This window comes from Streptomyces sp. MUM 2J (assembly GCF_022414535.1).
In the GTDB taxonomy this organism is placed as follows: Bacteria; Actinomycetota; Actinomycetes; order Streptomycetales; family Streptomycetaceae; genus Streptomyces.
Genome location: NZ_JADWYM010000013.1, coordinates 126,155 through 151,189, shown reverse-complemented (window position 1 = coordinate 151,189; position 25,035 = coordinate 126,155). Strand labels below are relative to the sequence as shown.

Genomic DNA, 25,035 nt, shown 5'->3' with positions numbered 1-25,035 from the left:
GGTGTGCACCGGCGGCCGTCCAGGCTTCTTCCCCACCGGCAGCAGCGGCGCCAGCTTCGCCCACTGCGCATTCGTCAGATCGTGCCTCCCCATGAAGTGGATCATGACACATCAAGATCCACTTCTGAAACACGCCCTAGCGCTGCACGGAACGCGGCCAAGGTTCCGGACGCTGAAGTCTCTCCCTCTCCTCCCTTGAACTCCCGCCCGGAATGGGCGGCGGCGGTCAGCCATGGCCGCGATTAGTTGAGCAGGAAGGTGCAGTAATGCTGAACGGAACCGACCTGTACGGGCTCGACATCGACGGGGCCTCGTTCGTGAAGGCGTGCGGCGGCCCCTGTACCGAGGGGTGCGTGACCCTGGCCCGGATCGGCGATGGCGCCTGGGCCCTCGGCGACAGCAAGCGGCCGGACGCGCAGCCGCTGCGGTTCACCACGGAGGAACTGGACGCGGCCGGGATCGACCCGGCGCGGTTCGGCCTCAACGTCCGATCCTCCCCCTCCGCCAGTCGGGCCGGGTCTATCCCCCGTCCCTGGGGCCGACCCGGCTGGCACTCCTCGAAACGGGAACGACTCGTGCACCACCACGGCCATCTGTGGGCCGGCCCGAAAGAGCGCTTCGACAACGAGGCCCTACGGCGGCCCCCGCACCCTGAGCCGCCCCCGGCCGGGAGTAGACCGGAGCTGATCCAGCGGTACCGGGAGGTGTCGGCCGAGTTCCCGACCGTTGACCTTCCCCCGCTGGAAACCGCGTACTGGCTCGTCAAGCCGCGTTCGCTGGTTCGTGCCACGTGGGATGAGGCGAAGGAAGCGGCGGCCTGGCTCGGGGAACGGTTGGCGGAGTACGCGCCCCGGTTCGCGTCGGAGCCGGAGCGGGACACCACCCATCTGACGCTTCTCGTGAACTCCGCCGATGAGCGGTTGAGGGAGGGCGGTGACGTGTCCCACGGCTTCTACCTCGAACGACCCTCATACCTGTCCCTGGCCGTCGTGACGTGCTCTCCAAATCGCTCGATGCCTGAACTGGCGTGCCCAGTCAGGTAGTCGAAGCCACAAAGAGGCCCCGGCCAGTGGCCGGGGCTTCTGCATTCGTTGGTTATTGATCAGAAATTCATGGGGTTCTCGTCCAGGACGTAGCGGACGTGCGGGCCGCCGAAGTAGCCGCGGACGATGTGCGGCTGGCGCTGGCGTCGGCGGAAGAAGCGGCGGGTTTCGGCGGCGAGTTCGGCTTGACCCCGGGCTCGGTGCTGCCGGGGCAGGCTGTGCTTGAGGTCGGCGTTGACCAGCTCGTCTGGGTTCAGCGTCGTACTTCTACCCGAAGATCTGGATGGAGGCTCTGGGCAAGGGACAGGAGAAGTACTGCAAGGCGCACTCACTCCGGCACTACTACGGGTCGCGGCTGCTGTACGCCGGAGTCCCCGAGAACGATGTGGCCGACTGGATGGGCCACAGCAGCACGGACGTGCTGAGGGAGCACTACCACTACATCTTCGAAGGAGCCGAGCAGCGCGGCCGGGCCGCCATCGCAACGATGTTGACGCCCGGCGCCGACGACCCCACGGAGGCGTCAGAGGCCGCCTGATCCGCGTACGACAACAGCCCCCGGCGTCATGCCGGGGGCTGTGTTGTTTGTACAGGTCAGTGGCCGTTTTCAGCCCGGCATCTGCCCAGGATTCCCCCAGCATGACGCCCAGGAACGGCCCAGATCGAGCAGCAACGGGCAGAAAGCGAGGGTGTCCCTCCGGGCCTTTGAAACAGCTTCTGACCTGGTAAAACCCTGCTAGGGAAGGTTCCTTGCCATCACGATCCGCTGGACTTGATTCGTCCCCTCGTAAATCTGCGTGATCTTGGCGTCACGCATCATGCGCTCCACCGGGTAGTCCCGGGTGTAGCCGTACCCGCCGAGCAGCTGGACCGCGTCCGTGGTGGCCTCCATGGCCACGTCGGAGGCGAAGCACTTGGCGGCGGCGCCCAGGTAGGTGAGGTCGGCGTCACCGCGCTCGGAGGCGGCGGCGGCCTGGTAGGTCAGCGCGCGGGCGGCCGAGATCTTCATGGCCATGTCCGCGAGCATGAACTGGATGCCCTGGAAGTCGGCGATCGGCTTGCCGAACTGCTTGCGCTCCTTGACGTAGCCCTTGGCGTAGTCGAGTGCGCCCTGGGCGATGCCGAGGGCCTGGGCGGCGATGGTGATGCGGGTGTGGTCCAGGGTCTTCATCGCCGTGGCGAAGCCGGTGCCCTCCTCGCCGATCATGCGGTCGGCGGGGATGCGGACGTTGTCCAGGTAGACCTCGCGGGTCGGGGAGCCCTTGATGCCGAGCTTCTTCTCCGGGGCGCCGAAGGAGACGCCCTCGTCGGACTTCTCGACGACGAAGGCGGAGATGCCCCTGGAGCGCTTCTCCGGGTCGGTGACCGCCATCACGGTGTAGAACTCGGAGACGCCGGCGTTGGTGATCCAGCGCTTCACCCCGTTGAGCACCCAGTGGTCGCCGTCGCGGACCGCGCGGGTCTTCATTCCGGCCGCGTCGGACCCCGCATCGGGCTCGGACAGGCAGTACGAGAACATCGCCTCGCCCTTGGCGAGCGGGGTCATGTACTTCTTCTTCAGGTCCTCGCCGCCGGAGAGGATCACCGGCAGGGAGCCGAGCTTGTTCACCGCGGGGATCAAGGAGGACGAGGCGCACACCCGGGCGACCTCCTCGATCACGATGACCGTCGCCAGGGCGTCCGCGCCCGCGCCGCCGTACGACTCGGGTACGTGGACGGCGTGCAGGTCACCGGCGACCAGGGCGTCGAGGGCCTCCTGGGGGAAGCGGGCCTCCTCGTCCACGGCGGCGGCGTACGGCGCGATCTTCGCCTCGGCCAGTGAGCGGACGGCGTCGCGGAGCATGTCGTGCTCTTCGGACGGGCGGTACAGGTCGAAGTCAGCCGATCCGGCCAAGGTCTCTCACGCTCCAAAACGCTGCGATGGTGGCGCTAACTACCGTTAAGTAACCCAAATTTTATTCCGTCGCCGCCCCGAGGGGTACGTGAGCTAGGCGACAGGGGGGAAGTTGCCCGGTGAGGCGCGCTCGCATGCCCCGGATATGCTCGGGCGCGCACGACCATGCCGCAGACCCCATGGAGCATTGATGGCCCTCAAGATCACCGTGATCGGCACCGGTTATCTCGGCGCCACCCATGCCGCGGCCCTGGCGGAACTGGGTTTCGAGGTGCTCGGGCTCGATGTCGTGCCGGAGAAGATCGACATGCTCCGGCGGGGCGAGGTCCCGATGTACGAGCCGGGGCTCCGGGAACTGCTGCGCAAGCACGTCAGCGGGATCGACGGGTCCACGGGCCGGCTGCGGTTCACCACCGACTACGCCGAGGTCGCGGCATTCGGCGAGGTGCACTTCGTCTGTGTGAACACACCTCAGCGGCACGGCGAGTACGCCGCCGACATGTCGTACGTGGACGCCGCGATCACCTCGCTCGCCCCGCACCTGACCGGCCCGGCCCTCGTCGTCGGCAAGTCGACCGTGCCGGTGGGGTCGGCGGAGCGGCTCGCGACGTACCTCTCCGCGCACGCGCCGGCCGGCGAGGACGCCGAGCTGGCGTGGAACCCCGAGTTCCTGCGCGAGGGCTTCGCCGTGCAGGACACACTGCACCCGGACCGGATCGTGGTCGGGGTGCGCAGCGACCGGGCGGAGAAGCTGCTGCGCGAGGTGTATGCGACACCGATGGGCGAGGGCACGCCGTTCGTGGTGACGGACTTCCCGACGGCCGAGCTGGTGAAGACGTCCGCCAACTCCTTCCTCGCCACCAAGATCTCCTTCATCAACGCGATGGCGGAGGTGTGCGAGGCGGCGGGCGGCGACGTTGCCCGGCTCGCCGAGGCCATCGGGTACGACGACCGGATCGGCAGGAAGTTCCTGCGGGCCGGGATCGGGTTCGGCGGCGGCTGCCTGCCGAAGGACATCCGGGCGTTCATGGCGCGGGCCGGTGAGCTGGGCGCCGACCAGGCGCTGACGTTCCTGCGCGAGATCGACTCGATCAACATGCGGCAGCGCGGGCAGATGGTGGAGCTGGCCCGGCAGGCCCTGGGCGGCGGATCCTTCCTGGGCAAGCGGGTCGCGGTGCTCGGCGCCAGTTTCAAGCCGGACTCCGACGACGTGCGGGACTCGCCGGCGCTGAACGTGGCCGGGCAGATCCACCTCCAGGGCGGCCAGGTGACCGTCTACGACCCCAAGGGCATGGAGAACGCCCGCCGGCTCTTCCCGACCCTCGGGTACGCGCGGTCCGCGCTGGACGCCGTGCGGGGCGCCGATGTCGTGCTGCACCTGACGGAGTGGCGCGAGTTCCGCGAGCTGGACCCGGCGGCGCTCGGCGAGGTGGCGGCGGCCCGGGTGATCCTGGACGGGCGCAACGCGCTCGATCCGGAGCTGTGGCGGCAGGCGGGGTGGACGTACCGGGCGATGGGCCGCCCCACCGCGTGACCTGCGGAGCGTCCGGCAGGCGAACGGCCGGGCGGTGCGCGGGGCGCCCTTTCGGGGTGCCCGGCGAAGGACCGCCGCGACGTGCTGCGGGAGACCGGGGTGCCCGGCCGCCGGCCCGGGGCCGCTGGCAGCTGCACGCATGACCCACGGTGGTGTCCTGGAGGCGATGGGGTACCCCCGGACCCCGGGCTGTTGCCGTGTCCGGCCGCCGGACTGCCGTCGTCCGGCGGGACGCGACACGGGACGCCCCTCCCCGCCGACGCCCGCCCTGGCCGGGCAGGGCGACGCCGGTTCGGCCGAGGCTCAGTCGGCCGAACCGGCGTCGTGTCGCATTCTGCACCACCGGGCACCGTCGCGAGCCGGGAACGCCCCGGGTGCCGGGCGGGACCCAGGGGGCGGTGCGTTTACGGGGTTCCCTTCGCCCGGTAGCGCCGCATCTTGGCGCGGGCCCCGCACACCTGCATCGAACACCAGCGGCTCCGGCCGGCCGGGCTGCGGTCGTAGTACGCCCAGTGGCAGGTGTCGGCCTCGCAGGCCTTGAGCCGGGTCCAGGTGCCGGCGACCACGGCCCCGGCCACGGCCGCGGCGACGCGGGAGGGCAGCGGGCCCTCGTCGGCGGGGGCGAGGCGCGCCGAGCCGTCCCGCTCGTCGACGGCCACGATCAACGGGGCCGCCGAGAGCAGCGCCCCGAGCCGGGTCACCGTTCGGTGCGGTGGGTGCCCGGCGTGGGCGAGCAGGGCCGCACGCAGCGCCTCGCGGAGTTCGCGCGCAACGGCGAGGTCGTCCTCGGTGAGCCCGAAGCGGGCCCGGCCCTCCGCCGTGTTGAGCGCGTCGGCGCCCGACTCGATGTCGAGGGTGTTGACCAGGGACTCGACCAGGGCCAGGCCTCCCGGTGCGGGCGATCTCTCCGTCATGGCTGCACGCTACCTCCCGCGTTTCCGCAGCGGATTTCCGGCGGTTCCCGGCGATCCCCTTGCGACGTTACCTCTCATGGGGGAGCATGCGGTAACCGTTACTGGTTAACGGCCCTTACAGGTAACCGATGAGGAGGAGCGTCATGGCTGTCGCCGAGCTGGGTACGGTCGTCGTGGACTGTCCCGCCCCCCGCGCACTGGCCGCGTTCTGGGCACAGGTGCTCGGTGGGACCGTGGAGGCCGACCCCGGCCAGGCCGAGTGGGTGGATGTGAAGGTGCCGGGCGGGCAGGCGCTGGCGTTCCAGGCGGCCCCCGGGTTCGTGCCGCCCGAGTGGCCGTCGCCCGGGAGGTCGCAGCAGTTCCACCTGGATCTGACCGTCGACGACCTGGACGCCGCTGAGCAGCGGGTGCTGGAACTCGACGCGAGGCCGCTGGAGACGGAGGACCGCTCACGCACCTGGCGGGTGTACGCCGACCCGAACGCTCTCGACTTACCGTTCTAGCATATCGGCTGGTCAGAGAACACAGAAGCCCCGCACGGCAGTTGAGCCGCACGGGGCGTTTTGCTGTCTGCGAGGGACTACGCGCCCCGCTCCAGCTCTCCGGGCAAGGGGCCGGGGATTAGCTCCGCCGCGTGGTCCGGGCACGCGTAGAGGGTTGTTCCGGGACCGCTGTTGCTCTGGATCCAGCGGACTGCCACGGGGGCGTTCGTGAGGGTGTGGCACTTGATGCACAGCGCCACGTGTCCGGCGAGGACGGTCGGGAACGGTTCCTCGGCGGTCATGCTGCCACCCGCTCTCGCTTCACAAGACTGCCGAGCGGCAACGTCGGATAGTCGTAGTCCACGCCGAGTGCGGCGAACTCGGCAGCCCACATCCGTTCGCGCTGTAGGTCGGGTAGCTCTCGCGTGTGCTCGTTGCGGAAGATGGCTCGCACTTCCTGTGACGACGGTCCGCGCCACGGGCGGGACCAGGGCGACACAGGGGCGGGCTCGGGCTCGGGGGTCTGCGCGGCGAGGAATGCCGCGCTGTGGCGTCCGGGCTTGCGGGGGACGAGTAGGGCGAGCACCCAGGAAAGGGCACGGGCGATAACATCGCGCATGGTCGTTCAGCTCCTATGCAAGCTGTTCGGCAAGCCCCGATGGACCGGGCCTAATCGGTCTGTCGGGGCGTTCTGTTGTGTTCGATGAATCACGCTAAGCCAACATGTCTAACTCATCTACCTGTCTAACTGATCTGCCTGTCTAAGTCGCCCAAGGTTGGCCGTTTGTCTACGCTCTCCCCATGCCTGAGCGCTCCCCGGACCCGCACACTCCCCGAGCCCCGTATATGCGGGTGCTGGACGCACTGACCGCGGATATCCGGGCGGGCAAGTTCGCTCCGGGTGAGCGCATCCCGTCCGAAGCCGAGCTATGCGAGCGGCACAAGGTTGCCCGCGAGACAGCCCGCCGAGCGGTGCGTGTGCTCCGGGAACGCGGGCTCGTCGTCACCGAGTGGGGTAAGGGGACGTTCGTTGCCGGTCCCGCCGAGCGGGGCGAGGACGAGCACCGGGACGACTAGTCCGGCTTCCTGGTGAGCTGTGCGAGCCACCCCGCGTAGTTAGCGAGGATGCTTCGGCGCAGTGCTTCCGTTTCGGGGTCACGCACGTCCCACGAGTGTTCGCGGGCGTGTGCCTGGTAGAGGGTGCACGCGTCGTCATCGGGCAGCCGGTTGGTCTCGCACCAGCGCAGGGACTCAAAGCGCATCGTTCCGTCTGGTGTCCAGCGTGCCCAGAGTGCGTGTGTCGGCTGGTCTCGCCAGTCCCATACGTGGTCGGCGTGCTCACCTTCGTGCCAGAGGGCAAGTTCGCAGCGGACGGGCCCGGACGTGCCGACTAGTTCACTCTCGTTGACTCGCCCTTGTCCGGCGAGGATCGCAACGAGTAGGTCCACGGGCGGAACCTCAGCCGTGGCGGTGCACTGACGCATGGGGGCTTCCTTGACTTGAGACAGGGGAGCCCCGCCCGCGCACCACGGGGGCAGCACACGAGCGGGGCGGGAGTGGCACCCTCGCCGCAGCGGGGGGAAGCGGCAGATCGGATGCCACGGACCAGCACGCGCGGACGACTAGGGAGGGTCCGCGGTGCCGGGGGTTATCGCACCCCCATGGATGCGCGCCACCGACCACGGGTCAGATGGCACACCCCATCGGGAGTGATGCGTACGCGGGCACCGAGTAGCGGCAACGAGCCTTCCGCGTTCAACCGGTTCCGGGTGCGTTCCAAGGCATCCCACAGTCGTTGCGGTCCGCTCTGGTGCACGGTCGGCGGGTCGGTCCACTCGGCGGACGCACGTGCCCATGACCCGTCGGGGTGCACCAGGTAGGCAGTCCGTGTCCGCCCGCTGGTGTCGTATCCGAGTTCCACGCCCGGTGTGGTGACCTCCAGCATGGACCGGAGTTCCCATGCGTTCGCCACGTCCACCACGGGATAGCGGCCCGTGCTCGTCTCGTCCCCGTCTGCCTCACTGGCGAGGGCGAACAACTCTGCGAGGGCGGGCGGGTAGTCGTCGCCGGACCGGGTGAGCATGAAACCCGCCATGTCCCGCGCGACCGTACCCACCACGTCCCCGTTCCGGTCCTTCCACCCGGTGACGATCAGGGACGTGCGCGCGAGGGTCGTTGCGATGCGTCCGCCGGGTTCCAGTGCGGCGAGCACCGCGCGGAGTCCGGGACCGGGGGCGAGGGCGACAGTGCACACGATGCGGTCATACGAGCCCGGCACGTTCTCGGTGGCGTCCGCCGTGACCATCTTCGGGCGGTACCCCATGTCCGCGAGCCGGTCCCGCGCTGCACTGACTAGGTAGGGGTCCACGTCCAGACTCGTCACGTGGTCATCCCCGAGTCGGTGACAGGCGTACGCGGTGAGCCCGCCGGCTCCGGTACCCAAGTCCAGCAGGGACAGACCGTCTCCAAGTCGTCCGTGTCTGAGCATCCGCACCACCAGGCTCGGCATGGTCGCGGACGACGTGGGCAGTCCCTCGGGTTGGTCTCCGGGCTCGGCATGGTCGGCGTGCAGTGCGCCAACACGCGTGATCAGGGACCGATCCGCGTACGCGGCGTCCATCCATGCTTCCGGGTTGCTCGGTCCGTCGCGCACGACCCACCAGCCCGAGTCGTCCAGTTCCCACCAGCGGGGCACCAGTTCGTGACGGGCGACGCGTGCCACAGGGGCGAGCCACCGCGAATCCGGGTCCGTCACCTGGTCCGCGAGCCGTGCCGCTCTCGTGTGCCATTCCATGCTGCCGAGCCTTCCAGGGTCAGTACGCGGGGTCACAGGCTTCCGTGTTGGCGGGGTCACAGTCGCCGGAATCGTCGGGCGGGCAAGCGTTCACGCGCAGCGGGGGCACGCTCGCGGAGAGTTCCGCCCACGCCGTTGAACCGAACAGCTCGGCGAGCGGGGTTTCCCTCACGTTGCCCGCCGGGAAGTCACGCGAGAGCACGCACCCGGCCAAATCGCCGTTCGGGAGGATGGCAGCGCGTCCACGGGTGCACCTGCCGCACAGCTCGTCCAGCGTCGGAGCCTGCCCCGGCAGAGCGGCACGGCCCACCGCGCGCACCCGGTCCGTGTTGATGTGCTTCACGCCCATGGATTCCAGCTCGGCCCGTGCTCCCGCAACACGCTGCCCCGGCAGGATGTCCACGATTCCGGCCCGGACCGTGACCCCGCGGTTGACTGCCTCGCGAATGTGGCACCGGGTGCGGACGTAGCTGCCCTCCCGCCCGGTGATCTTGTCGTGTTCGGCGGGGTCGTCGCTGTAGTAGCTCGTCCCGAGGGTCACGCCCTCGCGGGTGAACACGTCCCACCAGTCGGGGGCGACGTGAAACAGGTTGCTGTAAATCTCCACGTGCAGCCCGAGGGAGAGCGCAAGTTCGGTGAAATCCCGCCAGTACGGGTGAACGGTCGGCTCACCGCCGATGAGCTGAACGGTGCGGATGCCGAGCGCGGCAGCGTCCGTGATGACCGCGCGCCAGTCCGCGGGTGTCATCGTGCCGTGGCTCGCTTGCGGGCTGGACTCGGACAGACAGTGCGTGCACGTGAGCTGGCACTTACCGGTGATCTCCAGTTCAAGGGAGCGGATACCGGCGAGCGGGCTTGCGGCGGGCGTTTCAAGAACGGCGGTCACGGTACAACTTCCCTCCGTTTGACGGGTGTTCGGAACTTGCTGGGCCGGTCGGCTGCCAGACCGTCACGCGCGACAGCCGACCGGGGTGGAGCCCCGCCCCTGCCGCAGAGCGAGTCACAGACCCGTGCTGTCCTGGTCCGGGTCCTATGCGGCGAGGGCGGGAGTATCAGCGCGCTACGTCCACGGGTCCGCAGCGAGGACATACAGGGGGTGTGACAGTCCGCCGATGCGGTGGGGTATCGGCTCGGGGGTCACCTGGTCGGGCTCGTCGGCGGGGAGCCGGACCGGCCAGACGGACAGGGTGTACGTGCAGTCCGTATCCGGGACCGTGATGAACAGCGGGTGCCCGCCCTTGATGTGCTCGCGTGCCTCGCGTTGCTCGTACGGGTCGGTTGCCCATACGCGCAACTCGGTAGGCGCATCGGGGACAGGAACGGCTTCACACTCGCGCGCCCCGAACCAGGACGAGCGTGCCGGGTCGGGGTCGAGTCGGTCCGCGATGCGCAGTGCCTCGGCGCGGAGCCACCGGAGCACCAGCACGGGGGAAATGCTCTGCGTGGTGCGTAAGACGTACTGCACGGTTTCGCCCGTGCCGTACACCGGGCCTTCCGCGCGTACCTCTGCCCAGTAGCCCGCCGGCTCCGGCCTGTCGTTCATGACGGGCACCCCCTGCCACATGACCCACGGGCGTTCGATCACTTCGGCATAGCTGGTGTGCTCGGGGTGCTCGCGCATGTGGTCGAACGCCCACGTCTGCGGCTCGGTCGGGTCATCGCTCGCGGGAGACTCCGCGGCACACTCGGTGTCGTCCTCGGTGAGCGTGAGGCACCGGAACGCGTAGGTGGTGGGCGGGGCATCGTCGTCCTGGTCCGGGCGTAACGTCCAGTCGGCGAACGCGAACATGCGACGGGTCGTAGTGGTCACAGCCGTTCACCCCGGCTCCGGGCGTTCGCGCGGGCGGTCTCCGCATGCAGACGCTCCATCGGGTCCGCGGGGCGCACGCGCTTGGGCTCGGCCTCCCACTCGGTTCCGCCACCGACGGGGCGCAGTGACCAGTACGGGCCTGCGACCCCGCGGAACTCTCCGACACGGCTACAGCTCGTGTCCATCATCAGCACTCCCACGGAGGGCGGTACCGACTCTGCACTCACTCGCCCATCCCCTTCCGCCGCGATCTGGGCTGTTCGCTCTAGGCAACCGCGTGATCACCCCCGGCGGTACTGTTGGGAAGCGCACAAGGATTAAGAGCGTTAAGCGATTAGCGCAGTCGTGCATGGGGAGTTGAACGTCCGTGGGCACCAGCGAGCCGAACACAGCGTTAGAGCGTCTGTTCCGCGAGACCGGGTGGACGCTGCGGCAATGCGCGCAAGCGATCAACCGGATTGGAACCGAGCGCGGCACCCCGAAGCAGTACCGTGCACCTTCCGTTCACCAGTGGTTGAGCGGCAGCGTTCCGCGCGAGGATGCCCGGTCGCTGATCTTGGAAGCGTTCGTCCGACGGCTTGGGCGACCCGTCACGTACGCGGAAGTTGGCTTCCCGGCCCCTGACAGCGGGACGGAGGAGACACCATCCAGCACGGTAGACGGGATCATTGATCTTGGAAGGCTGGACATGGCCCCTTCCCGCCGTAGCGTGCTGAGCGTCGCTCTCTTCTCCGTCGCACTGACCGTCCCCGAGTGGCCAGACGTGGTGGGGCGGATTGAGGCTGCTCAGAAAGGCACGCGAACCCGTATCGGCATGTCCGACGTGCACACGGTTTCCGCCATGACGGAACAGCTCTCGTCCATGGATGACCAGTTCGGGGGCCGCACCGCTCGTCCGCTCGCCGCAACCTTTCTCGTCAACACAGTTGCCCCGTTCCTGCGGACGGACGGTCCCGAGGACGCGCGGAAAGCCATGATGTCCGCGGCTTCCGATCTCTGCTATCTCACCGGATACATGGCTGTTGACGAGGGTTTGCATGGTCTCGCACAGCGCTACTACCTCAAAGCGCTAGAGCTTGCGGGAGCATCGGAAGACCACTTGACGTACTGCACCACGCTCCGCGGCATGAGCGTGCAAGCCGTAGACCTAGGCCAAGGGCCGATGGCTAAGCGGCTCGCCGATGCTGCCGCAGCATCCTCACCTCAGGCTGGTCCGCGGATGCGCGCCTTCCTCGCTGGCCAGCAAGCACACGCCGCCGCGCAGATTGGGGACCGGCGGTCCGCACTCATGTACTTGCAGGAAGCCGAGGTGGCCATGGATAAGGCAGAGTCTCGCGGGAAGGTGTTCGGCTCGTACGACCCCGCGTCGCTCAACTACCACACCAGCCAAGTGCGCTTCGAAATGGGCGACGTGCACGGAGCCGTTGCTGCCATGCAGGAATCGGATCGGCTTCGGTACAGCATCTATCGACGGACGCGCGTCAAAGAACGGGCGATCCTCGCCGAGCGGCAACTATCCGTGGGGCACCTTGAAGCCGCGTGCCAGACGTGGGGGCTCGCGCTGGACGATTACCCCCTAGTCAACTCGGGCCGTATCGACAAGCGCATGACGGATATGTTCAACCTGATCCGGCCGCACATCCGCAACCATGATGCGCAAGCTCTGTACGAGCGGGCTCGTACGATTGTCCGTCCCGAGCTGGTCCCGGCATAGCGAAAGCCCCGCCAAACCCCCCGTTCGGGAAGCATGACGGGGCGATGGCTGCATGTCCGCGATCGGAAAGAGAGTCCACAGAAACGCTCTAATGGGCCATGCGAGTCTTTTCCCTCCCTGCCGTTCTTTTGCAGGAAGGCGTCCGGGTCACCCCCCTGGGCGGGGTCACGAGCGGCGAGGCTTGACCCGCTCGGCAGCCCATCCGCCCGGCTGATGCTTCGCGGTCTCGCGGTTGTGACACGACGTGCACAGCGGACGGAGCCGAGACCATGCGTCCGGATCGGACACGCCCCGGGCGACCAGGGAACGGCGCGACTCGGGGAAGTGGTCGGCCACGGTCGCCGGCTTGCTGCACGGCACGCACCAGGGGTGCGCGTACAGGTAGCGGCGGCGGATGCGTTGCCACCTGGTCCCGTATCCCTGCGCTGTGGTCGTGTCCCGTGCCGTTGGGCACCGGCCACCCCTGGCAGTCAGCTCGGGGCAGCCGGGGACAGAGCAAGGGGGGCGGGGCCTGCGCGGCATAGGGGTACCTCCAGTGGCGATACTCGAACGCACAACGCACGATCGTGGGTATGCACGTGACGAACGAGCTGGCCCGACAATGCTCCGTAATTCTTCCGGCAGCCGCCTTCGCTATGGCGATTCAGCTCCGACGCATCCAAGATTCCCTAAACCAAAGAACAAGTTTCGCAGTCGATTTTGCAGACGCAGCAATTCGCGAGGGAAGGATCTATCCACGCTACTCGCCGGAGGGAATCTATATCACAGAGACCGTGCGCCGGGCGAAAAAATGGAAGGCGATCGGGTTCACCGTGTACATGTATGCCGCTCTGGTAGTATTCGCCGAATATTCCTGTCTCAGATGGCTAGCCGGGAGCCACTTTGGGGGATTCCGTTACGGTGCGGAATTGCTAGTCACCCTGACCGTGACCGGACTGGTAGGAGCTTTTTTCATTCCGGCAAGCAGCTTCGTGGGAGCCACGTACATTGTCCACCCGCAAAGATTGGCAAGAACAGTAGGGTATGTTGAGGAACGCTAGACAAATCGCGGCTACACGGCCGCCTGCATCCTCACCGCGCAGGTGAGTGACAGCATCCGCTCGCTGTCAGCTTGGGGCAGCCGGGTCAGAGCAAAGGGGGCAGGGTATACGTGACATAGGGGGTCTACTGCCAGAAGGGGAAATCGAGTGCTCCGCTGCATTATGTATGTTAGTCGACGATCACGAGGTCTCAATCATGCGAAATACTGGAGTCTTGCGCTTTCAAACAGAGAACAGCCCTCGCGACCTTCCACACATGGTAGAAGTGTTCGATGATCTAAATTGGCTTATTACGTGGGCCTATCGCCAGCGAGAACATGAAGCTGAGCTGTTCGAGAAGTCGCTTCTTCGATTTTTTGGACGCGAGCCTGAGCGGAGACCGACACTTACCGCGATAAGCATGGGTTCACCTCTGTGGCTAGACCTTCTTTTCCACTGCGGGGCACTCCAAGGTATTGTGCTGTTACTCTATGTTCCACGGAAGGCTCTGCGGTTGCGCAGAGACTGCTACGAAGCACTGGCTGAAACCGACGAAGCGAAGGCCAGGATCGTGGAAGCTAGAGCGCGCCAAGTCCGAGCGAAAGCCGAACTTGATGAGGAACTGCAAGGAAGAGTGCAACGGTTGAGAGATAACACCAACGGGGGCGGCTTCACGGTGTATCAACCTGGCGAATCGGAATAGAAGTCCTCGCCCGTCTTGGCCACGTGACAGTCACGGCACAACGGCTGAACGTTCCCGTCTGTGTCCTCGCCACCGAGGGCGAGCGGCTGCACGTGGTCCACGTCCACCCCGTCCGCGAGGACGAGCGAACCGCACCGCGCACAGCGAGCACCGCCACGGATGCCGACCAGCGCACGGAGCCGAGCGGCCCCCGAGTGCACCCGAGCAAGCACCGAGCGGCGAGCACGCCGAGCACGGACCGGCTCGCGTCTCTCGTACGCCTGGTGGTGTTCCTCGCAGCGTCCCCGGTGCGTCGCCGCGCGGGGACAGTCAATACAGCGCATGTCCGCCCCCTCATGCTCGTCGTCTTGCACCCCGTCGGGCAGGATCGGGCTTAGTCGTCATGGCAGTCAAAAAGATTCAGCTTGATCTGCAATTCATGCAATCTTTGGTGTGCGTTGTTCGCTGATCGCCTGAAGAGGAAACCTGCGGAAAACGTAATTAGCGCAAGCAGTACTTTGAGAATGAAGTCCGCGTCTGAAGAGAGAGTGCGGCGCATGCAAGATAGAAGAACCACTCCAGTAGTGCGTGCAAGCACACGAATCCAAGCTGCACGCGCGCATGGAGTCGCAAAGAAGCACAGGCGGACCTACTCGACAAGTTTGCCTTTTCTCGCGCTTCGCTAGGCGGGAGATCGGGGTCCATTTGCAGTGACTCAATAACATCACGCACGTAACCCGCACCGGACTTGTCTTTCTGAAATGCCTGCCTCAGAATCTCCAGCATCCAGTGCCTCATCACGGACAAGCGGACACGCCGCACACCCCGAAGGGTCTCGGTGCAGACCGTGCCCGTCACAGAGTCTCGGGGAGTAGTCGTCATGCCCTGTGTGGGGACCGACGCATTCCCATGCGGGCGTGCCGGGCTGTTGACCAGGGAAGATGCCGCCATGACCGGGGTGCCTCCAGAACGGTGGTTCCGGAGCGTTCAGAGACCCGGCGGGCCACCCGTTCTGCCTCTGCGCCGGCTGAACCCGCCGGGACACCGGCGGCCCCTCCGGACTCCCCGGGCCCACAACCGGCGGGAGCCACCAAAATCCCCTGGAGCACCCGGGCGGGAACCACCGGACCCGCTCTGCCGTCAGCCCCGCTGCCCCGCCGTGTCCACCCGGCCGCCGGGACCACGGGTCCCCGCCCGGACCGAACCGTCGGGTTCCGCCGTCGTCGCTCCCGACGGTTCGTGCTTCTCCTGCGCGGCGCGCGCGGCGAGGTCGGCGCTGTGCAGCACGGTGGTCGCGGCGTCCGGGCGTACGGCGGCCGGTAAGGGACGGCCCGGGTGTCCGCGCCGTGATCGGCGCGTGCGCAGCGGCCGAAGGGACCCGGCCGCGGGGTACCGCGAGGGCGCGGGGCCGGTGTGCCCGCGGCCGTGCCGGGCAGTTCGCCCTGCCGCCGGTTCAGCCGTCCAGCGCCTCGATCGTCGCGTTCGACGGAGCCCGGGTCGAGGTGAGGTCGCGGGCGACGTCCTCCGCCGCGCCCAGGACCCGGACCGCGTTGCGCCAGGTCAGCTTGGCGAGGTCGGGCTTGGACCAGCCGCGGTCCAGGAGTTCGGCGACGAGGTTGGGGTAGCCGGAGACGTCGTCCAGGCCGTCGGGGGTGAAGGCCGTGCCGTCGTAGTCGCCGCCGATGCCGAGGTGGTCGATGCCGGCGACCTCGCGCATGTGGTCGAGGTGGTCCGCCACCGTGGCGACCGTGGCGACCGGGCGGGGGGTGCGCTCCTCGAAGGCGCGGTGGACCTTCATCGCCTCGGGGGTGGTGTCGAGGTGGTGGAAGCCGTGGGCGCGCATGTTCTCGTCGGCGGCGGCCGTCCAGTCGACGGCGGCCTGGAGGACGAACTTCGGGACGAAGGTGACCATCGCCACGCCGCCGTTGGCGGGGAGGCGTTCGAGGACGTCGTCGGGGATGTTGCGCGGGTGGTCGCAGACCGCGCGGGAGGACGAGTGGGAGAAGATCACCGGGGCGGTGGAGGTGTCCAGGGCGTCCCGCATCGTCGTGGCCGCCACGTGGGACAGGTCGACGAGCATGCCGAGGCGGTTCATCTCCCGCACCACCTCCCGGCCGAAGGCGGACAGCCCGCCGACCGCCGGGACGTCCGTCGCCGAGTCCGCCCAGTCCACGTTGTCGTTGTGGGTGAGCGTCAGGTAGCGCACGCCGAGCGCGTACAGGCCGCGCAGGGTGCCCAGCGAGTTGGCGATGGAGTGGCCGCCCTCGGCGCCCATGAGGGAGGCGATGCGGCCCTCCGCGCGGGCGGCGTCGAGGTCGGCGGCGGTCAGGGCGGCCCGCAGGTCCTGCGGGTGGCGTGCGATGAGCTGCCGTACGCAGTCGATCTGCTCCAGTGTCGCCGGCACCGCGTCGGGCAGGTCGGAGCGGACGTACACCGACCAGTACTGCGCGCCGACGCCGCCCGCGCGCAGGCGGGGCAGGTCGGTGTGCAGGTGGGCGCGCTGGTCGGCGGCGATGTCGCGGGCGTCGAGGTCGTAGCGGACCTGCTCCCGCAGCGCCCAGGGCAGGTCGTTGTGTCCGTCGGCCACCGGGAACTCGGCGAGGAGTTCCCTGGCCTCGTCGTAGGAGGTCATCGTCGCTGTCACTTCCCGAAACCGAAGCCGCTGCCCGCGCCGTCGACCTTGGAGCGCAGGCGTTTGCCCTTCTCGGTGGCCTGGTCGTTGAGGTCCTGCTGGAAGTCGCGCATCCGGGTGAACAGTTCCTCGTCGTGGGCGGCGAGGATCCGCGCGGCGAGCAGGCCCGCGTTGCGGGCGCCGGCGACGGAGACCGTGGCCACAGGGACGCCGGCCGGCATCTGCACGATGGACAGGAGGCTGTCCATGCCGTCGAGGTACTTCAGCGGCACGGGGACGCCGATGACGGGCAGGGGGGTGACGGAGGCGAGCATGCCGGGCAGGTGGGCCGCGCCGCCGGCCCCCGCGATGATCACCTTCAGGCCGCGGTCGGCGGCCTGCTCGCCGTAGGCGACCATCTCGCGCGGCATGCGGTGCGCGGAGACGACGTCGACCTCGTAGGCGATCTCGAACTCGTCGAGGGCCTTGGCGGCGGCCTCCATCACGGGCCAGTCGGAGTCGGACCCCATGACGATGCCCACGACGGGGCCGGCAGCGGTGGTCATTCGGTGATCGTGCCTCTCAGGTAGCCGGCAGCGTGACGGGCGCGCTCCAGCACGTCGTCGAGGTCGTCGCCGTAGGTGTTCACGTGGCCGACCTTGCGGCCGGGCTTCACGTCCTTGCCGTACATGTGGATCTTCAGGCGGGGGTCGCGGGCCATGCAGTGCAGGTACGCGGAGTACATGTCGGGGAAGTCGCCGCCCAGGACGTTGACCATGACGGTCCACGGAGCGCGTGGGCGCGGGTCGCCGAGAGGCAGGTCGAGGACCGCGCGGACATGGTTGGCGAACTGCGAGGTGACCGCGCCGTCCTGGGTCCAGTGGCCCGAGTTGTGCGGGCGCATCGCCAGCTCGTTGACGAGGACGCGGCCGTCGCGGGTCTGGAACAGCTCGACGGCGAGGTGGCCGACGACGCCGAGTTCCCCGGCGATGGTCAGGGCCATCTGCTCGGCCTTCAGGGCCAGCTCGTCGTCGAGGTCGGGGGCGGGCGCGATCACCGTGTCGCAGACGCCGTCGACCTGCTGCGACTCCACCACCGGGTAGGCCACGGCCTGGCCGTGCGGGGAGCGCACGACGTTGGCGGCGAGCTCGCGGACGTAGTCGACCTTCTCCTCGGCGAGGACCGGGACGCCCGCCCGGAACGGCTCGGCGGCCTCCTCCGCGGAGCGGACGACCCACACGCCCTTTCCGTCGTACCCGCCGCGCACGGTCTTCAGGACGACCGGGAAGCCGTCGCCCTCTGCGGCGAAGGCCGCCACGTCGGCGGGATCCGAGACGATCCTGTGCCGTGGGCAGGGGATGCCGATCGCGTCGAGCCCGGCCCGCATCACACCCTTGTCCTGGGCGTGGACGAGCGCATCGGGCCCGGGGCGCACGGGAATGCCGTCCGCCTCCAGGGCCCTGAGGTGCTCGGTCGGAACGTGCTCGTGATCGAAGGTGATCACGTCGCAGCCGCGTGCGAAGGCGCGCAGCGTGTCCAGGTCGCGATAGTCGCCGACGACGACATCGTTCACGACCTGTGCCGCGGAATCCTGAGGAGTGTCACTGAGGAGCTTGAACCTGATGCCCAGCGGGATGCCCGCCTCGTGTGTCATACGAGCGAGCTGGCCACCGCCGACCATGCCGACTACCGGGAACGTCACGCTCCCAGGGTATCGGCAGCCCGGCACCCACCGGTTTCCGGCCGGTTCCCGCCGGTTCCCCCCGCCGCCCCGCGCCTGACTCCCGTGTCCGCGCCCCGCTCGCCGCCCGTTCCCGGGCTCGGCCCCCGGTCATCCCCGGGTCACCCGCCGTCACCGGCGCCGGGCCCCGCCACGCCCCGCCGTCACCTGCGGTTCTCCGGCCGCTTCCGGCCGGTGCGCCGGGCTTCGCCCGCCCCGGGTGTCGGGGCCGGACGACGGGGGACCCGGGCGGTGGACCCTGCTGCTTCGACCGGCCGGGTGCGAGCGCAGAACCCGCGCCCGAGGACGGGGGTGGTTAGCATGGCTGGGTTGACGAAACCGTTAAGGACGGGGGCTTGCTCGCCCATGGGACGTGGTACCTCAGGGCTGCGCCGCCTCGTGCACGAGGCTGCCAGGTTCGGCGCTGTCGGAGGCGCCGGGCTGCTGGTGAACCTCGGCGTCTTCAACCTGGTGCGGAACGTGACCGAGCTGCCGGTGGTGCGGGCCAGCATCGTCGCGACCGTCGTCGCGATCATCTTCAACTACCTGGGTTTCCGGTACTTCACCTACCGCGACCGCGACAAGAGCGGCCGTACCAGGGAACTGTCGCTGTTCCTGCTGTTCAGCGTGGTGGGCCTGGTGATCGAGAACGGGCTGCTGTACGCGGCGACGTACGGCTTGGGCTGGGACAGCCCGCTCCAGAGCAACGTCTTCAAGTTCCTCGGCATCGCCGTGGCGACGCTGTTCCGCTTCTGGTCCTACCGGACCTGGGTGTTCCGGGCGCTTCCGGCGCCGGACCCGAGGGCCGTACCCGACCGGCCGGGGCCGGTGGCGAGCCTTGCGGACGGCGCGGACGCGCTGCTGGAGGAGGCGGAGCCGGTGCGGCCCCGCCAGTGGGTCTGATCCACCCGGCGGCCGGCTCTCCGGCCCCGTGACGGCGGCCCGCCGGTCTCGGACCGCCCGAACGGCTACCGGACGGTCGGTGCGTCGTCCGGTGTCTTCTTCGCCGGGGGTGTGCGGGAGAGGAAGAGCCCGAAGACGGCCGGTTTGGTCTGCAACAGCTCCAGGCGGCCTCCGTCCGCCTCGGCGAGGTCACGGGCGACGGCCAGACCGATGCCCGTGGAGTTGCGCCCGCTGATCGTGCGCTCGAAGATCCGCGCGCCCAGGTCGGCGGGGACGCCGGGGCCCTCGTCGGTGACCTCGACGACCGCCTGGTTGCCGGTGACGCGGGTGCGCAGCGCCACCGTGCCGCCGCCGTGCATCAGGGAGTTCTCGATCAGCGCCGCCAGGACCTGCGCGACCGCACCCGGGGTGCCCACGGCGTGCAGGTGCCGCTTGCCGGAGCTGACGATGGCACGGCCGGCGCTGCGGTAGGCGGGGCGCCACTCAGCGATCTGCTGCTGGAGGACCTCGTCGAGGTCGAAGGTGACCGCGGAGCCGTTGCGCGGGTCGCGGGAGTTGGTCAGCAGGCGTTCGACGACGTCCGTGAGCCGCTCCACCTGGCCCAGGGCGACGTTCGCCTCGTCCTTCACCGTGTCCGGGTCGTCGGTGAGGGTGATCTCCTCCAGCCGCATCGACAACGCGGTCAGCGGCGTGCGCAGCTGGTGGGACGCGTCGGCGGCCAGCCTCCGCTCGGCGGTGAGCATCCGGGCGATGCGCTCGGCCGAGGCGTCCAGCACATCGGCGACCCGGTCGAGCTCGGGGACGCCGTACCGCTTGTGCCGCGGCCGGGGGTCGCCGGAGCCGAGGCGTTCGGCGGTCTCGGCGAGGTCGGTGAGCGGGGAGGCGAGGCGGCTGGCCTGGCGGATGGCGAGGAGCACGGCGGCGATCACCGCGAGCAGCGCCACCAGGCCGATGATCAGCAGGGTGCGGCCGACCTCCTCGGTCACCGTCGAGCGCGGTTCCTCCACCACGACGGTCTCGCCCTGGTCGCCCATGGCCTCCCGGGAACGGATGACCTCGCCGGTGGGCCGGGTGCCGACCTCGATGGGTGGCTTCCCGGGCATCCGCACCACGGCGTAGCGCTCCTCGGTGACCTGCCCGCCCAGGATCTCGGCGGTGACCTCCTCGCTGCTCAGCAGCCGGCTGTCGACGATGCTGGCGAGCCGCAGGGCCTCCAGGTCGACGCGCTCCTGGGCGCTGTTGCTGATGGTGCGGGTCTCGACGATCACGAGCGAGACCCCGAAGACGGCGATCACGACCAGGACGACGGCGAGTGTGGACTGGATGAGACGGCGGCGCATGTCCTCTTACCCGGGGTGGTGGCTCAGCTCTTCTCGAAGCGGAAGCCCACGCCTCGAACCGTGGCGATGTAGCGGGGGTTCGCCGCGTCGTCGCCGAGCTTCTTGCGCAGCCAGGAGATGTGCATGTCGAGGGTCTTGGTCGAGGACCACCAGGTGGTGTCCCACACCTCGCGCATCAGCTGGTCGCGGGTGACGACCCGGCCGGCGTCGCGCACGAGCACCCGCAGCAGGTCGAACTCCTTGGCGGTGAGCTGGAGTTCCTCGTCGCCCATCCAGGCGCGGTGCGACTCGACGTCGATGCGCACGCCGTGGGTCGCGGGCGGCTGCTGCGGCTCCGCCGCGCCGCGCCGCAGCAGGGCCCGGACGCGGGCGAGCAGCTCGGCGAGGCGGAAGGGCTTGGTGACGTAGTCGTCGGCGCCCGCGTCCAGGCCGACGACGGTGTCCACCTCGTCGGCGCGGGCGGTCAGGATGAGGATGGGCACGGTATGGCCGTCGGCGCGCAGCCTGCGGGCGACCTCCAGCCCGTCCATGCCGGGCAGACCGAGGTCCAGCACGACGAGGTCGACGCCACCCTGCATTCCGGCGTCGAGCGCGGCGGGGCCGTCCTCGCGCACCTCGACCTCGTACCCTTCCCGGCGCAGTGCGCGGGCCAGCGGCTCCGAGATGGACGCGTCGTCCTCGGCGAGCAGTACACGGGTCATGTGGTGATGGTAGTCCGCCCCGCAATGGCGCCGGGGTGTGATCACTGCGAGCGGTTCTTACCCAGGACGAACCGGTGCATTTTTCCCGCCGACACACACCGGCGAATGGTCCGGACCTGCAAGGGGTGGTGTCATCCTGTCAGGGACCTTCGAAAGGTGGCCCACAGCTCCATGATCACCTGTGATCCATATCTCAAGTCCTTCCATATCAGGCACTGTCCTGCCGTATGGTGAACCAACGCCTGTAGCACCGCGGGGACCTTTGGCGACGACTTGACGCCGAAGGTCCTCTTTGTGTGCGGGCCGGCTCCCCCCGGCCCTGAAAGGAATGACCTGTGGCCGGGCCTGGCGCGCCGACGTGCGCCGAGGCGTGGATCCCGGTGGTCACCGTCCCCGCTCCGCGATCCGGAGCGGACTCCCCTCGGGCGTGGGGGCGGACGGGCCGACGTGCCGGTGCCGGCTGCCCCCCACCGGGCGCGCAACGCTCCGCCGCGCGTCCCGACCAGCAAGGAACGACCATGGCGTCCAGCCTGACGAAGGACTCGGTCCACCCGGGCACCCCCGGCTCCGAGAAGACCTTCTTCGGCCACCCCCGCGGCCTGGCCACCCTCTTCATGACCGAGATGTGGGAGCGCTTCTCCTACTACGGCATGCGAGCCCTTCTCCCCCTGTACCTGGTGGCCCCGAGCGGCCTGCACCTGGGGATGGGCACCGCGACCGCGATCTACTCGGTCTACGTGTCCCTCGTGTACCTGCTCGCCCTTCCCGGCGGCTGGGTCGCGGACCGTCTGCTCGGCCCCCGCAGGACGGTCGCCGTCTCAGGCCTGATCATCATGCTCGGCCACCTGTGCCTGGCTCTTCCGTCAGCCGCGACCTTCTTCGCCGGCCTCGGTCTCGTCGCCCTCGGCTCGGGCCTGCTCAAGGCCAACATCTCCACGATGGTCGGCCACCTCTACAAGGGCCCCGAGGATCCGCGCCGCGACGGTGGCTTCACCCTCTTCTACATCGGCATCAACCTGGGCGCCTTCGCCGCGCCGCTGATCATCGGCACCGTCGGCGAGAACGTCAACTGGCACTTCGGCTTCGCGCTGGCCGCGCTCGGCATGGCCCTGGGTCTGGCCCAGTACCTGCTCGGCAGCCGCCACCTGAGCGAGGAGAGCCACGTCGTCCCCACCCCGCTGTCGGCCCAGGAGAAGGCCGCCACGCTGCGCAGGGGCCTGCTCTGGCTGGCCGTCGCCGCGGTCTTCTACGGCGCCGTCGGTTTCAGCGGCCACTTCACCCTGAACTGGGCTCTGATCCCGCTCACCCTCGTCGGCCTGATCGTGCCGATCCTGGTCATCGGCCGCATCCTGCGGGACAAGGACCTGGACGGCGCCGAACGGTCCAAGGTCCGGGCGTACGTCTGGTTCTTCGTCGCCGCCGCGATCTTCTGGATGATCTACGACCAGGGTGGTTCGACGCTGTCGCTGTTCGCCGACGGCAAGGCCGAGAACTCGGTCCTCGGCTGGGAGTTCCCGGTCTCCTGGTACCAGTCGGTCAACCCGGTCATGATCATGGCTCTGGCGCCCCTCTTCGCCTGGATGTGGCTGTGGCTGAACCGGCGCGGCAAGGAGCCGAGCACGATCGTGAAGTTCTCCTCCGGACTGGTGCTGATCGGCGCGTCGTTCTTCCTCTTCCTGGCCCCGCTGTCGATCTCCGGGGGCGGTCACAAGGCCGCGGCGATGTGGCTGGTCGCCGTCTACTTCGTGCAGACCGTGGCCGAGCTGACGCTGTCGCCGGTGGGCCTTTCGGTGACGACGAAGATGGCGCCGAGGAAGTACGCCTCGCAGATGATGGGCGTGTGGTTCCTCGCGGTCACCGCGGGCGACTCGATCACCGCGCTGGTGTCCAACCCGGCCGTCGGCGGGGTCGACCTCGACCGGACCGGCTTCGTCGCCCTGGAGGCCGCGCTCGCCGTCCTCGCCGGTGCGGCGGTGTGGATGTACCGCAGGAAGGTCAACGGCCTCATGGGCGACGTGCACTGAGCACGCCGCCGCAGGCGGCGCGATGCGCCGTGGGCGGCGCCGGCGTGGCCGGTCGCGCGGTTCCCCGCGCCCTTCCGGGCCGGGCAACCCAGACGGCGCGCCCGGCCCGCCGCCCGCCGCCCGGAGCGGCCCGCTGGGGGCCACCGCATCAGGAGGATGCGGTGGCCCCCAGCGCGTTCTCCGTGTCCGCTCCCGGCCCCGACCCGGCCGCCCCGACCCCGTCCCCGTAACAGCCCGCCCCACGCCCGGCACGGAGCAGCGGCGCCCACGGCGCGGAGGCTGCCCTCAGCACTGGACGGGCGGCCCGCCGGGCATGGGCGGGGCGGGCGCCGCACGGATGCCGCACCGCCCGGCAGCCCAGCGCGCCTGACGGGGCGTCAAAACGCATCTGGCAGCCTGTCGGGGATCGTGCGGGGGTGCAGGCGCGAGAGCCGGCGGGGAAGACAGCGCGCGCCGGATCTCCGGGGATCCGACACGCATGCGGGAGGGGGTGAGGGGCGCGCGGGCTAGGCCGGCGCGCCCAGTTCGGCCCAGACGGTCTTGCCGGCCATGCCGGGCGTCCGCACGACGCCCCAGTCCAGGCACAGCCGCTGCACGATGAACATGCCGTGGCCGCCGGGGCGGCCTGCGCGGTGCGGGGTGCGGGGTGCGGGGTGGCCCGTGCCGTGGTCGGAGACCTCGATGCGGATCACCTTCTTGTCGCAGGCGATCTTCATGGCTTCCGGGCCCTCGGCGTGCAGGCAGGCGTTGGTGACGAGCTCGGAGACGACGAGCAGGACGTCCTCGGCCGCGGCGCGCTGGTCGGCGGTGGCCGCGGGCAGCCAGCCCCACGCGTACAGCGCCTGCCGGGCGAAGTCCCGGGCGAGCGGCACGACACCGCTCTGGCCCTCAAGGCTCAGCGTGCGAACCTGACGGCCCGTCGACGTGCCGGAAGCGCCGCCGCTGGGCTCGGGGGAGCCCGGCGAGTAGGGCCGGGTGGTGCTCATCAGCGCTTCACCTCACCGATTCACCAGTTCAGGACGGAAAAGTCGTGACGTCATGACGTCGTGGACCGACAGTGGTCCAGGATGTCTCCTGCCCGACCGGACGAAGGGAACACCCCTTGGTTCGGTGCGTCGTGCGGGACGGCACGGGTCGTGGGGAATGCGGGCGGCGCGCCGCCCGGGACGGGGGACGGGGCGCGCCGCCGGGGTGCGGGACCGTTCAGTCGGCCTCATCGGCTTCTGTGTCCTCGCCGGCCGTGCGGGGCGCGGACGTCCGCCCGCCCCCGGGGCTCTTCGGTTCCTGCGGGGATTCCTGGCCCGTTCCACCGGGATCCTCCCGTCCCCCGGGGCTCTCGCGTGTCCCGGGGGACCGGGTGAGCGCCCCGGACCCGGAGGCCTCCTCGGCCCCGGATGTGCCGTCCGTCCCGCCGGAGCCCTCCGCCAGGGCGGCCTCGACGGTGTCGTGGACGGTGAAGACCAGCTCGGCCCCGGTGATCTCGAACACCCTGGCCACCACGGGCTGCATGCCCGCCAGATGGACACCGCCCCCGGCCGCCTCCGCCTTCAGGCGGGCGCCGAGGAGGACGTTGAGGCCGGTGGAGTCACAGAAGTCGAGCCGGGTGCAGTCCACGACCAGGCGGCTGAAGCCCTTGGCGAGACACGCGTCGAGCGGTTCACTGAGCAGCTCGGCGGTGTGGTGATCGAGTTCACCCGCGGCGGTCACGACGGCACTGGAGCCCTCTTCCCGCACCTCCACCAGAAGCCGGCCCGACTGTGCACTGCCGACCGTCCCGCGGTCCATGCCGTCTCTCTCTCCCGAGGTCATGCCTTACTGACGCCCTCGAACATACGCCTTCTGTGCGCGCC

The 25,035-nt window shown here is 69.2% G+C and carries 24 protein-coding genes and 3 pseudogenes; 10 read left to right on the top strand and 17 right to left on the bottom strand.

All coding sequences use genetic code 11. The features are described 5' to 3' along the window. Positions 1 to 266 precede the first annotated feature (266 nt). Positions 267 to 488: pseudogene (locus I3F54_RS14480) on the top strand (DUF397 domain-containing protein); the annotation flags it as partial. 87 nt (positions 489 to 575) lie between these two features. Next, on the top strand, positions 576 to 1,043 hold the full coding sequence (locus I3F54_RS14475) for a hypothetical protein (RefSeq protein ID WP_240119149.1): 468 nt from the start codon (positions 576 to 578) through the stop codon (positions 1,041 to 1,043). A 59-nt stretch (positions 1,044 to 1,102) separates the two neighbouring features. Here the strand turns inward: I3F54_RS14475 and I3F54_RS32385 are convergent. Further along, positions 1,103 to 1,309, bottom strand: a pseudogene (locus I3F54_RS32385) (IS630 family transposase); the annotation flags it as partial. Positions 1,310 to 1,326: 17 nt separating this feature from the next. Between I3F54_RS32385 and I3F54_RS14470 the strand changes: the two are divergent. Next, positions 1,327 to 1,581 carry a tyrosine-type recombinase/integrase gene (locus tag I3F54_RS14470; RefSeq protein ID WP_240119139.1) on the top strand — a complete coding sequence of 85 codons (255 nt, stop codon included), beginning with the start codon at positions 1,327 to 1,329 and terminating at the stop codon, positions 1,579 to 1,581. 198 nt (positions 1,582 to 1,779) lie between these two features. On the opposite strand, the gene I3F54_RS14465 is transcribed toward I3F54_RS14470, so the two are convergent. Beyond that, the gene (locus I3F54_RS14465) at positions 1,780 to 2,937 is read right to left on the bottom strand and encodes an acyl-CoA dehydrogenase family protein (RefSeq protein WP_275676141.1); all 1,158 of its coding nucleotides are present in this window, start codon (positions 2,935 to 2,937) and stop codon (positions 1,780 to 1,782) included. A gap of 190 nt (positions 2,938 to 3,127) precedes the next feature. Between I3F54_RS14465 and I3F54_RS14460 the strand changes: the two genes are divergently transcribed. Continuing rightward, positions 3,128 to 4,471: a UDP-glucose/GDP-mannose dehydrogenase family protein gene (locus I3F54_RS14460; RefSeq protein ID WP_240119138.1), complete on the top strand. Its 1,344-nt coding sequence runs from the start codon at positions 3,128 to 3,130 to the stop codon at positions 4,469 to 4,471. A 404-nt stretch (positions 4,472 to 4,875) separates the two neighbouring features. Here I3F54_RS14460 and I3F54_RS14455 read toward each other — a convergent pair whose 3' ends face one another. Then, complete coding sequence (locus I3F54_RS14455; protein WP_240119137.1) at positions 4,876 to 5,385, bottom strand: CGNR zinc finger domain-containing protein; 510 nt, start codon at positions 5,383 to 5,385, stop codon at positions 4,876 to 4,878. A gap of 143 nt (positions 5,386 to 5,528) precedes the next feature. Between I3F54_RS14455 and I3F54_RS14450 the strand changes: the two genes are divergently transcribed. After that, positions 5,529 to 5,888, top strand: a complete 360-nt coding sequence (locus I3F54_RS14450; RefSeq protein ID WP_240119136.1) for a VOC family protein — start codon at positions 5,529 to 5,531, stop codon at positions 5,886 to 5,888. Positions 5,889 to 6,165: 277 nt separating this feature from the next. Here I3F54_RS14450 and I3F54_RS14445 read toward each other — a convergent pair whose 3' ends face one another. Further along, entirely contained in the window at positions 6,166 to 6,486 is a 321-nt protein-coding gene (locus tag I3F54_RS14445) for a hypothetical protein (RefSeq protein ID WP_240119135.1), read from the bottom strand. Between the two features lie 182 nt (positions 6,487 to 6,668). Between I3F54_RS14445 and I3F54_RS14440 the strand changes: the two genes are divergently transcribed. Continuing rightward, complete coding sequence (locus I3F54_RS14440; protein WP_240119134.1) at positions 6,669 to 6,944, top strand: winged helix-turn-helix domain-containing protein; 276 nt, start codon at positions 6,669 to 6,671, stop codon at positions 6,942 to 6,944. Here I3F54_RS14440 and I3F54_RS14435 read toward each other — a convergent pair. The 5 genes from I3F54_RS14435 to I3F54_RS14415 form a co-directional block, all read right to left on the bottom strand. Continuing rightward, on the bottom strand, positions 6,941 to 7,129 hold the full coding sequence (locus I3F54_RS14435; protein WP_240119133.1) for a hypothetical protein: 189 nt from the start codon (positions 7,127 to 7,129) through the stop codon (positions 6,941 to 6,943). The genes I3F54_RS14440 and I3F54_RS14435 overlap by 4 nt on opposite strands. Before the next feature lie 386 nt (positions 7,130 to 7,515). Beyond that, entirely contained in the window at positions 7,516 to 8,661 is a 1,146-nt protein-coding gene (locus tag I3F54_RS14430) for a methyltransferase domain-containing protein (RefSeq protein WP_240119132.1), read from the bottom strand. A gap of 19 nt (positions 8,662 to 8,680) precedes the next feature. Further along, the gene (locus tag I3F54_RS14425; RefSeq protein ID WP_240119131.1) at positions 8,681 to 9,547 is read right to left on the bottom strand and encodes a radical SAM protein; all 867 of its coding nucleotides are present in this window, start codon (positions 9,545 to 9,547) and stop codon (positions 8,681 to 8,683) included. A 174-nt stretch (positions 9,548 to 9,721) separates the two neighbouring features. Then, positions 9,722 to 10,471 (bottom strand): hypothetical protein, encoded by a 750-nt coding sequence (locus I3F54_RS14420; protein ID WP_240119130.1) that lies wholly within the window; start codon positions 10,469 to 10,471, stop codon positions 9,722 to 9,724. Next, positions 10,468 to 10,659: a hypothetical protein gene (locus tag I3F54_RS14415; protein ID WP_240119129.1), complete on the bottom strand. Its 192-nt coding sequence runs from the start codon at positions 10,657 to 10,659 to the stop codon at positions 10,468 to 10,470. Before I3F54_RS14415 ends, I3F54_RS14420 begins: the two co-directional genes overlap by 4 nt. Before the next feature lie 179 nt (positions 10,660 to 10,838). Here I3F54_RS14415 and I3F54_RS14410 point away from each other — a divergent pair, with 179 nt between their 5' ends. Next, positions 10,839 to 12,185: a tetratricopeptide repeat protein gene (locus I3F54_RS14410; RefSeq protein ID WP_240119128.1), complete on the top strand. Its 1,347-nt coding sequence runs from the start codon at positions 10,839 to 10,841 to the stop codon at positions 12,183 to 12,185. 1,296 nt (positions 12,186 to 13,481) lie between these two features. Then, on the top strand, positions 13,482 to 13,907 hold the full coding sequence (locus I3F54_RS14405) for a hypothetical protein (protein ID WP_240119127.1): 426 nt from the start codon (positions 13,482 to 13,484) through the stop codon (positions 13,905 to 13,907). On the opposite strand, the gene I3F54_RS14400 is transcribed toward I3F54_RS14405, so the two are convergent. The 4 genes from I3F54_RS14400 to I3F54_RS14385 form a co-directional block, all read right to left on the bottom strand. Next, on the bottom strand, positions 13,886 to 14,230 hold the full coding sequence (locus I3F54_RS14400; protein WP_240119147.1) for an HNH endonuclease: 345 nt from the start codon (positions 14,228 to 14,230) through the stop codon (positions 13,886 to 13,888). The genes I3F54_RS14405 and I3F54_RS14400 overlap by 22 nt on opposite strands. 1,109 nt (positions 14,231 to 15,339) lie before the next feature. Further along, positions 15,340 to 16,518 carry a dipeptidase gene (locus tag I3F54_RS14395; RefSeq protein WP_240119146.1) on the bottom strand — a complete coding sequence of 393 codons (1,179 nt, stop codon included), beginning with the start codon at positions 16,516 to 16,518 and terminating at the stop codon, positions 15,340 to 15,342. 8 nt (positions 16,519 to 16,526) lie between these two features. After that, a complete protein-coding gene (gene purE / locus I3F54_RS14390) occupies positions 16,527 to 17,063 on the bottom strand; it encodes a 5-(carboxyamino)imidazole ribonucleotide mutase (protein ID WP_240119126.1) in 537 nt (178 codons plus the stop codon). Further along, positions 17,060 to 18,199 (bottom strand): 5-(carboxyamino)imidazole ribonucleotide synthase, encoded by a 1,140-nt coding sequence (locus tag I3F54_RS14385; RefSeq protein ID WP_308373501.1) that lies wholly within the window; start codon positions 18,197 to 18,199, stop codon positions 17,060 to 17,062. Before I3F54_RS14385 ends, purE begins: the two co-directional genes overlap by 4 nt. A gap of 384 nt (positions 18,200 to 18,583) precedes the next feature. On the opposite strand from I3F54_RS14385, the gene I3F54_RS14380 reads away from it, so the two are divergent. Further along, the gene (locus I3F54_RS14380; RefSeq protein ID WP_240119124.1) at positions 18,584 to 19,120 is read left to right on the top strand and encodes a GtrA family protein; all 537 of its coding nucleotides are present in this window, start codon (positions 18,584 to 18,586) and stop codon (positions 19,118 to 19,120) included. A 65-nt stretch (positions 19,121 to 19,185) separates the two neighbouring features. Here the strand turns inward: I3F54_RS14380 and I3F54_RS14375 are convergent, their stop codons facing one another. Continuing rightward, a complete protein-coding gene (locus I3F54_RS14375; protein ID WP_240119123.1) occupies positions 19,186 to 20,460 on the bottom strand; it encodes an ATP-binding protein in 1,275 nt (424 codons plus the stop codon). A gap of 23 nt (positions 20,461 to 20,483) precedes the next feature. Beyond that, a complete protein-coding gene (locus I3F54_RS14370) occupies positions 20,484 to 21,161 on the bottom strand; it encodes a response regulator transcription factor (RefSeq protein WP_030653180.1) in 678 nt (225 codons plus the stop codon). Positions 21,162 to 21,679: 518 nt separating this feature from the next. On the opposite strand from I3F54_RS14370, the gene I3F54_RS14365 reads away from it, so the two are divergent. Continuing rightward, positions 21,680 to 23,185, top strand: coding sequence for a peptide MFS transporter (locus tag I3F54_RS14365; RefSeq protein WP_240119122.1), 1,506 nt, complete (start codon positions 21,680 to 21,682; stop codon positions 23,183 to 23,185). Positions 23,186 to 23,691: 506 nt separating this feature from the next. On the opposite strand, the gene I3F54_RS14360 is transcribed toward I3F54_RS14365, so the two are convergent. Continuing rightward, a complete protein-coding gene (locus tag I3F54_RS14360; protein ID WP_240119121.1) occupies positions 23,692 to 24,171 on the bottom strand; it encodes an ATP-binding protein in 480 nt (159 codons plus the stop codon). A gap of 427 nt (positions 24,172 to 24,598) precedes the next feature. Beyond that, positions 24,599 to 24,970 (bottom strand): annotated as a pseudogene (locus tag I3F54_RS14355) (STAS domain-containing protein); the annotation flags it as partial. Between the last annotated feature and the right edge of the window lie 65 nt (positions 24,971 to 25,035).

Bases quoted from the DNA above. Each gene is read 5' to 3' on its own strand.
- purE (WP_240119126.1), bottom strand. From the start codon at position 17,063: ATGACCACCGCTGCCGGCCCCGTCGTGGGCATCGTCATGGGGTCCGAC.
- I3F54_RS14405 (WP_240119127.1), top strand. From the start codon at position 13,482: ATGGTAGAAGTGTTCGATGATCTAAATTGGCTTATTACGTGGGCCTAT.
- I3F54_RS14450 (WP_240119136.1), top strand. From the start codon at position 5,529: ATGGCTGTCGCCGAGCTGGGTACGGTCGTCGTGGACTGTCCCGCCCCC.
- I3F54_RS14395 (WP_240119146.1), bottom strand. From the start codon at position 16,518: ATGACCTCCTACGACGAGGCCAGGGAACTCCTCGCCGAGTTCCCGGTG.
- I3F54_RS14470 (WP_240119139.1), top strand. From the start codon at position 1,327: ATGGAGGCTCTGGGCAAGGGACAGGAGAAGTACTGCAAGGCGCACTCA.
- I3F54_RS14430 (WP_240119132.1), bottom strand. From the start codon at position 8,661: ATGGAATGGCACACGAGAGCGGCACGGCTCGCGGACCAGGTGACGGAC.
- I3F54_RS14375 (WP_240119123.1), bottom strand. From the start codon at position 20,460: ATGCGCCGCCGTCTCATCCAGTCCACACTCGCCGTCGTCCTGGTCGTG.
- I3F54_RS14370 (WP_030653180.1), bottom strand. From the start codon at position 21,161: ATGACCCGTGTACTGCTCGCCGAGGACGACGCGTCCATCTCGGAGCCG.
- I3F54_RS14460 (WP_240119138.1), top strand. From the start codon at position 3,128: ATGGCCCTCAAGATCACCGTGATCGGCACCGGTTATCTCGGCGCCACC.
- I3F54_RS14415 (WP_240119129.1), bottom strand. From the start codon at position 10,659: ATGATGGACACGAGCTGTAGCCGTGTCGGAGAGTTCCGCGGGGTCGCA.
- I3F54_RS14455 (WP_240119137.1), bottom strand. From the start codon at position 5,385: ATGACGGAGAGATCGCCCGCACCGGGAGGCCTGGCCCTGGTCGAGTCC.
- I3F54_RS14400 (WP_240119147.1), bottom strand. From the start codon at position 14,230: ATGCGCTGTATTGACTGTCCCCGCGCGGCGACGCACCGGGGACGCTGC.
- I3F54_RS14435 (WP_240119133.1), bottom strand. From the start codon at position 7,129: ATGCGCTTTGAGTCCCTGCGCTGGTGCGAGACCAACCGGCTGCCCGAT.
- I3F54_RS14440 (WP_240119134.1), top strand. From the start codon at position 6,669: ATGCCTGAGCGCTCCCCGGACCCGCACACTCCCCGAGCCCCGTATATG.
- I3F54_RS14365 (WP_240119122.1), top strand. From the start codon at position 21,680: ATGGCGTCCAGCCTGACGAAGGACTCGGTCCACCCGGGCACCCCCGGC.
- I3F54_RS14445 (WP_240119135.1), bottom strand. From the start codon at position 6,486: ATGCGCGATGTTATCGCCCGTGCCCTTTCCTGGGTGCTCGCCCTACTC.
- I3F54_RS14380 (WP_240119124.1), top strand. From the start codon at position 18,584: ATGGGACGTGGTACCTCAGGGCTGCGCCGCCTCGTGCACGAGGCTGCC.
- I3F54_RS14360 (WP_240119121.1), bottom strand. From the start codon at position 24,171: ATGAGCACCACCCGGCCCTACTCGCCGGGCTCCCCCGAGCCCAGCGGC.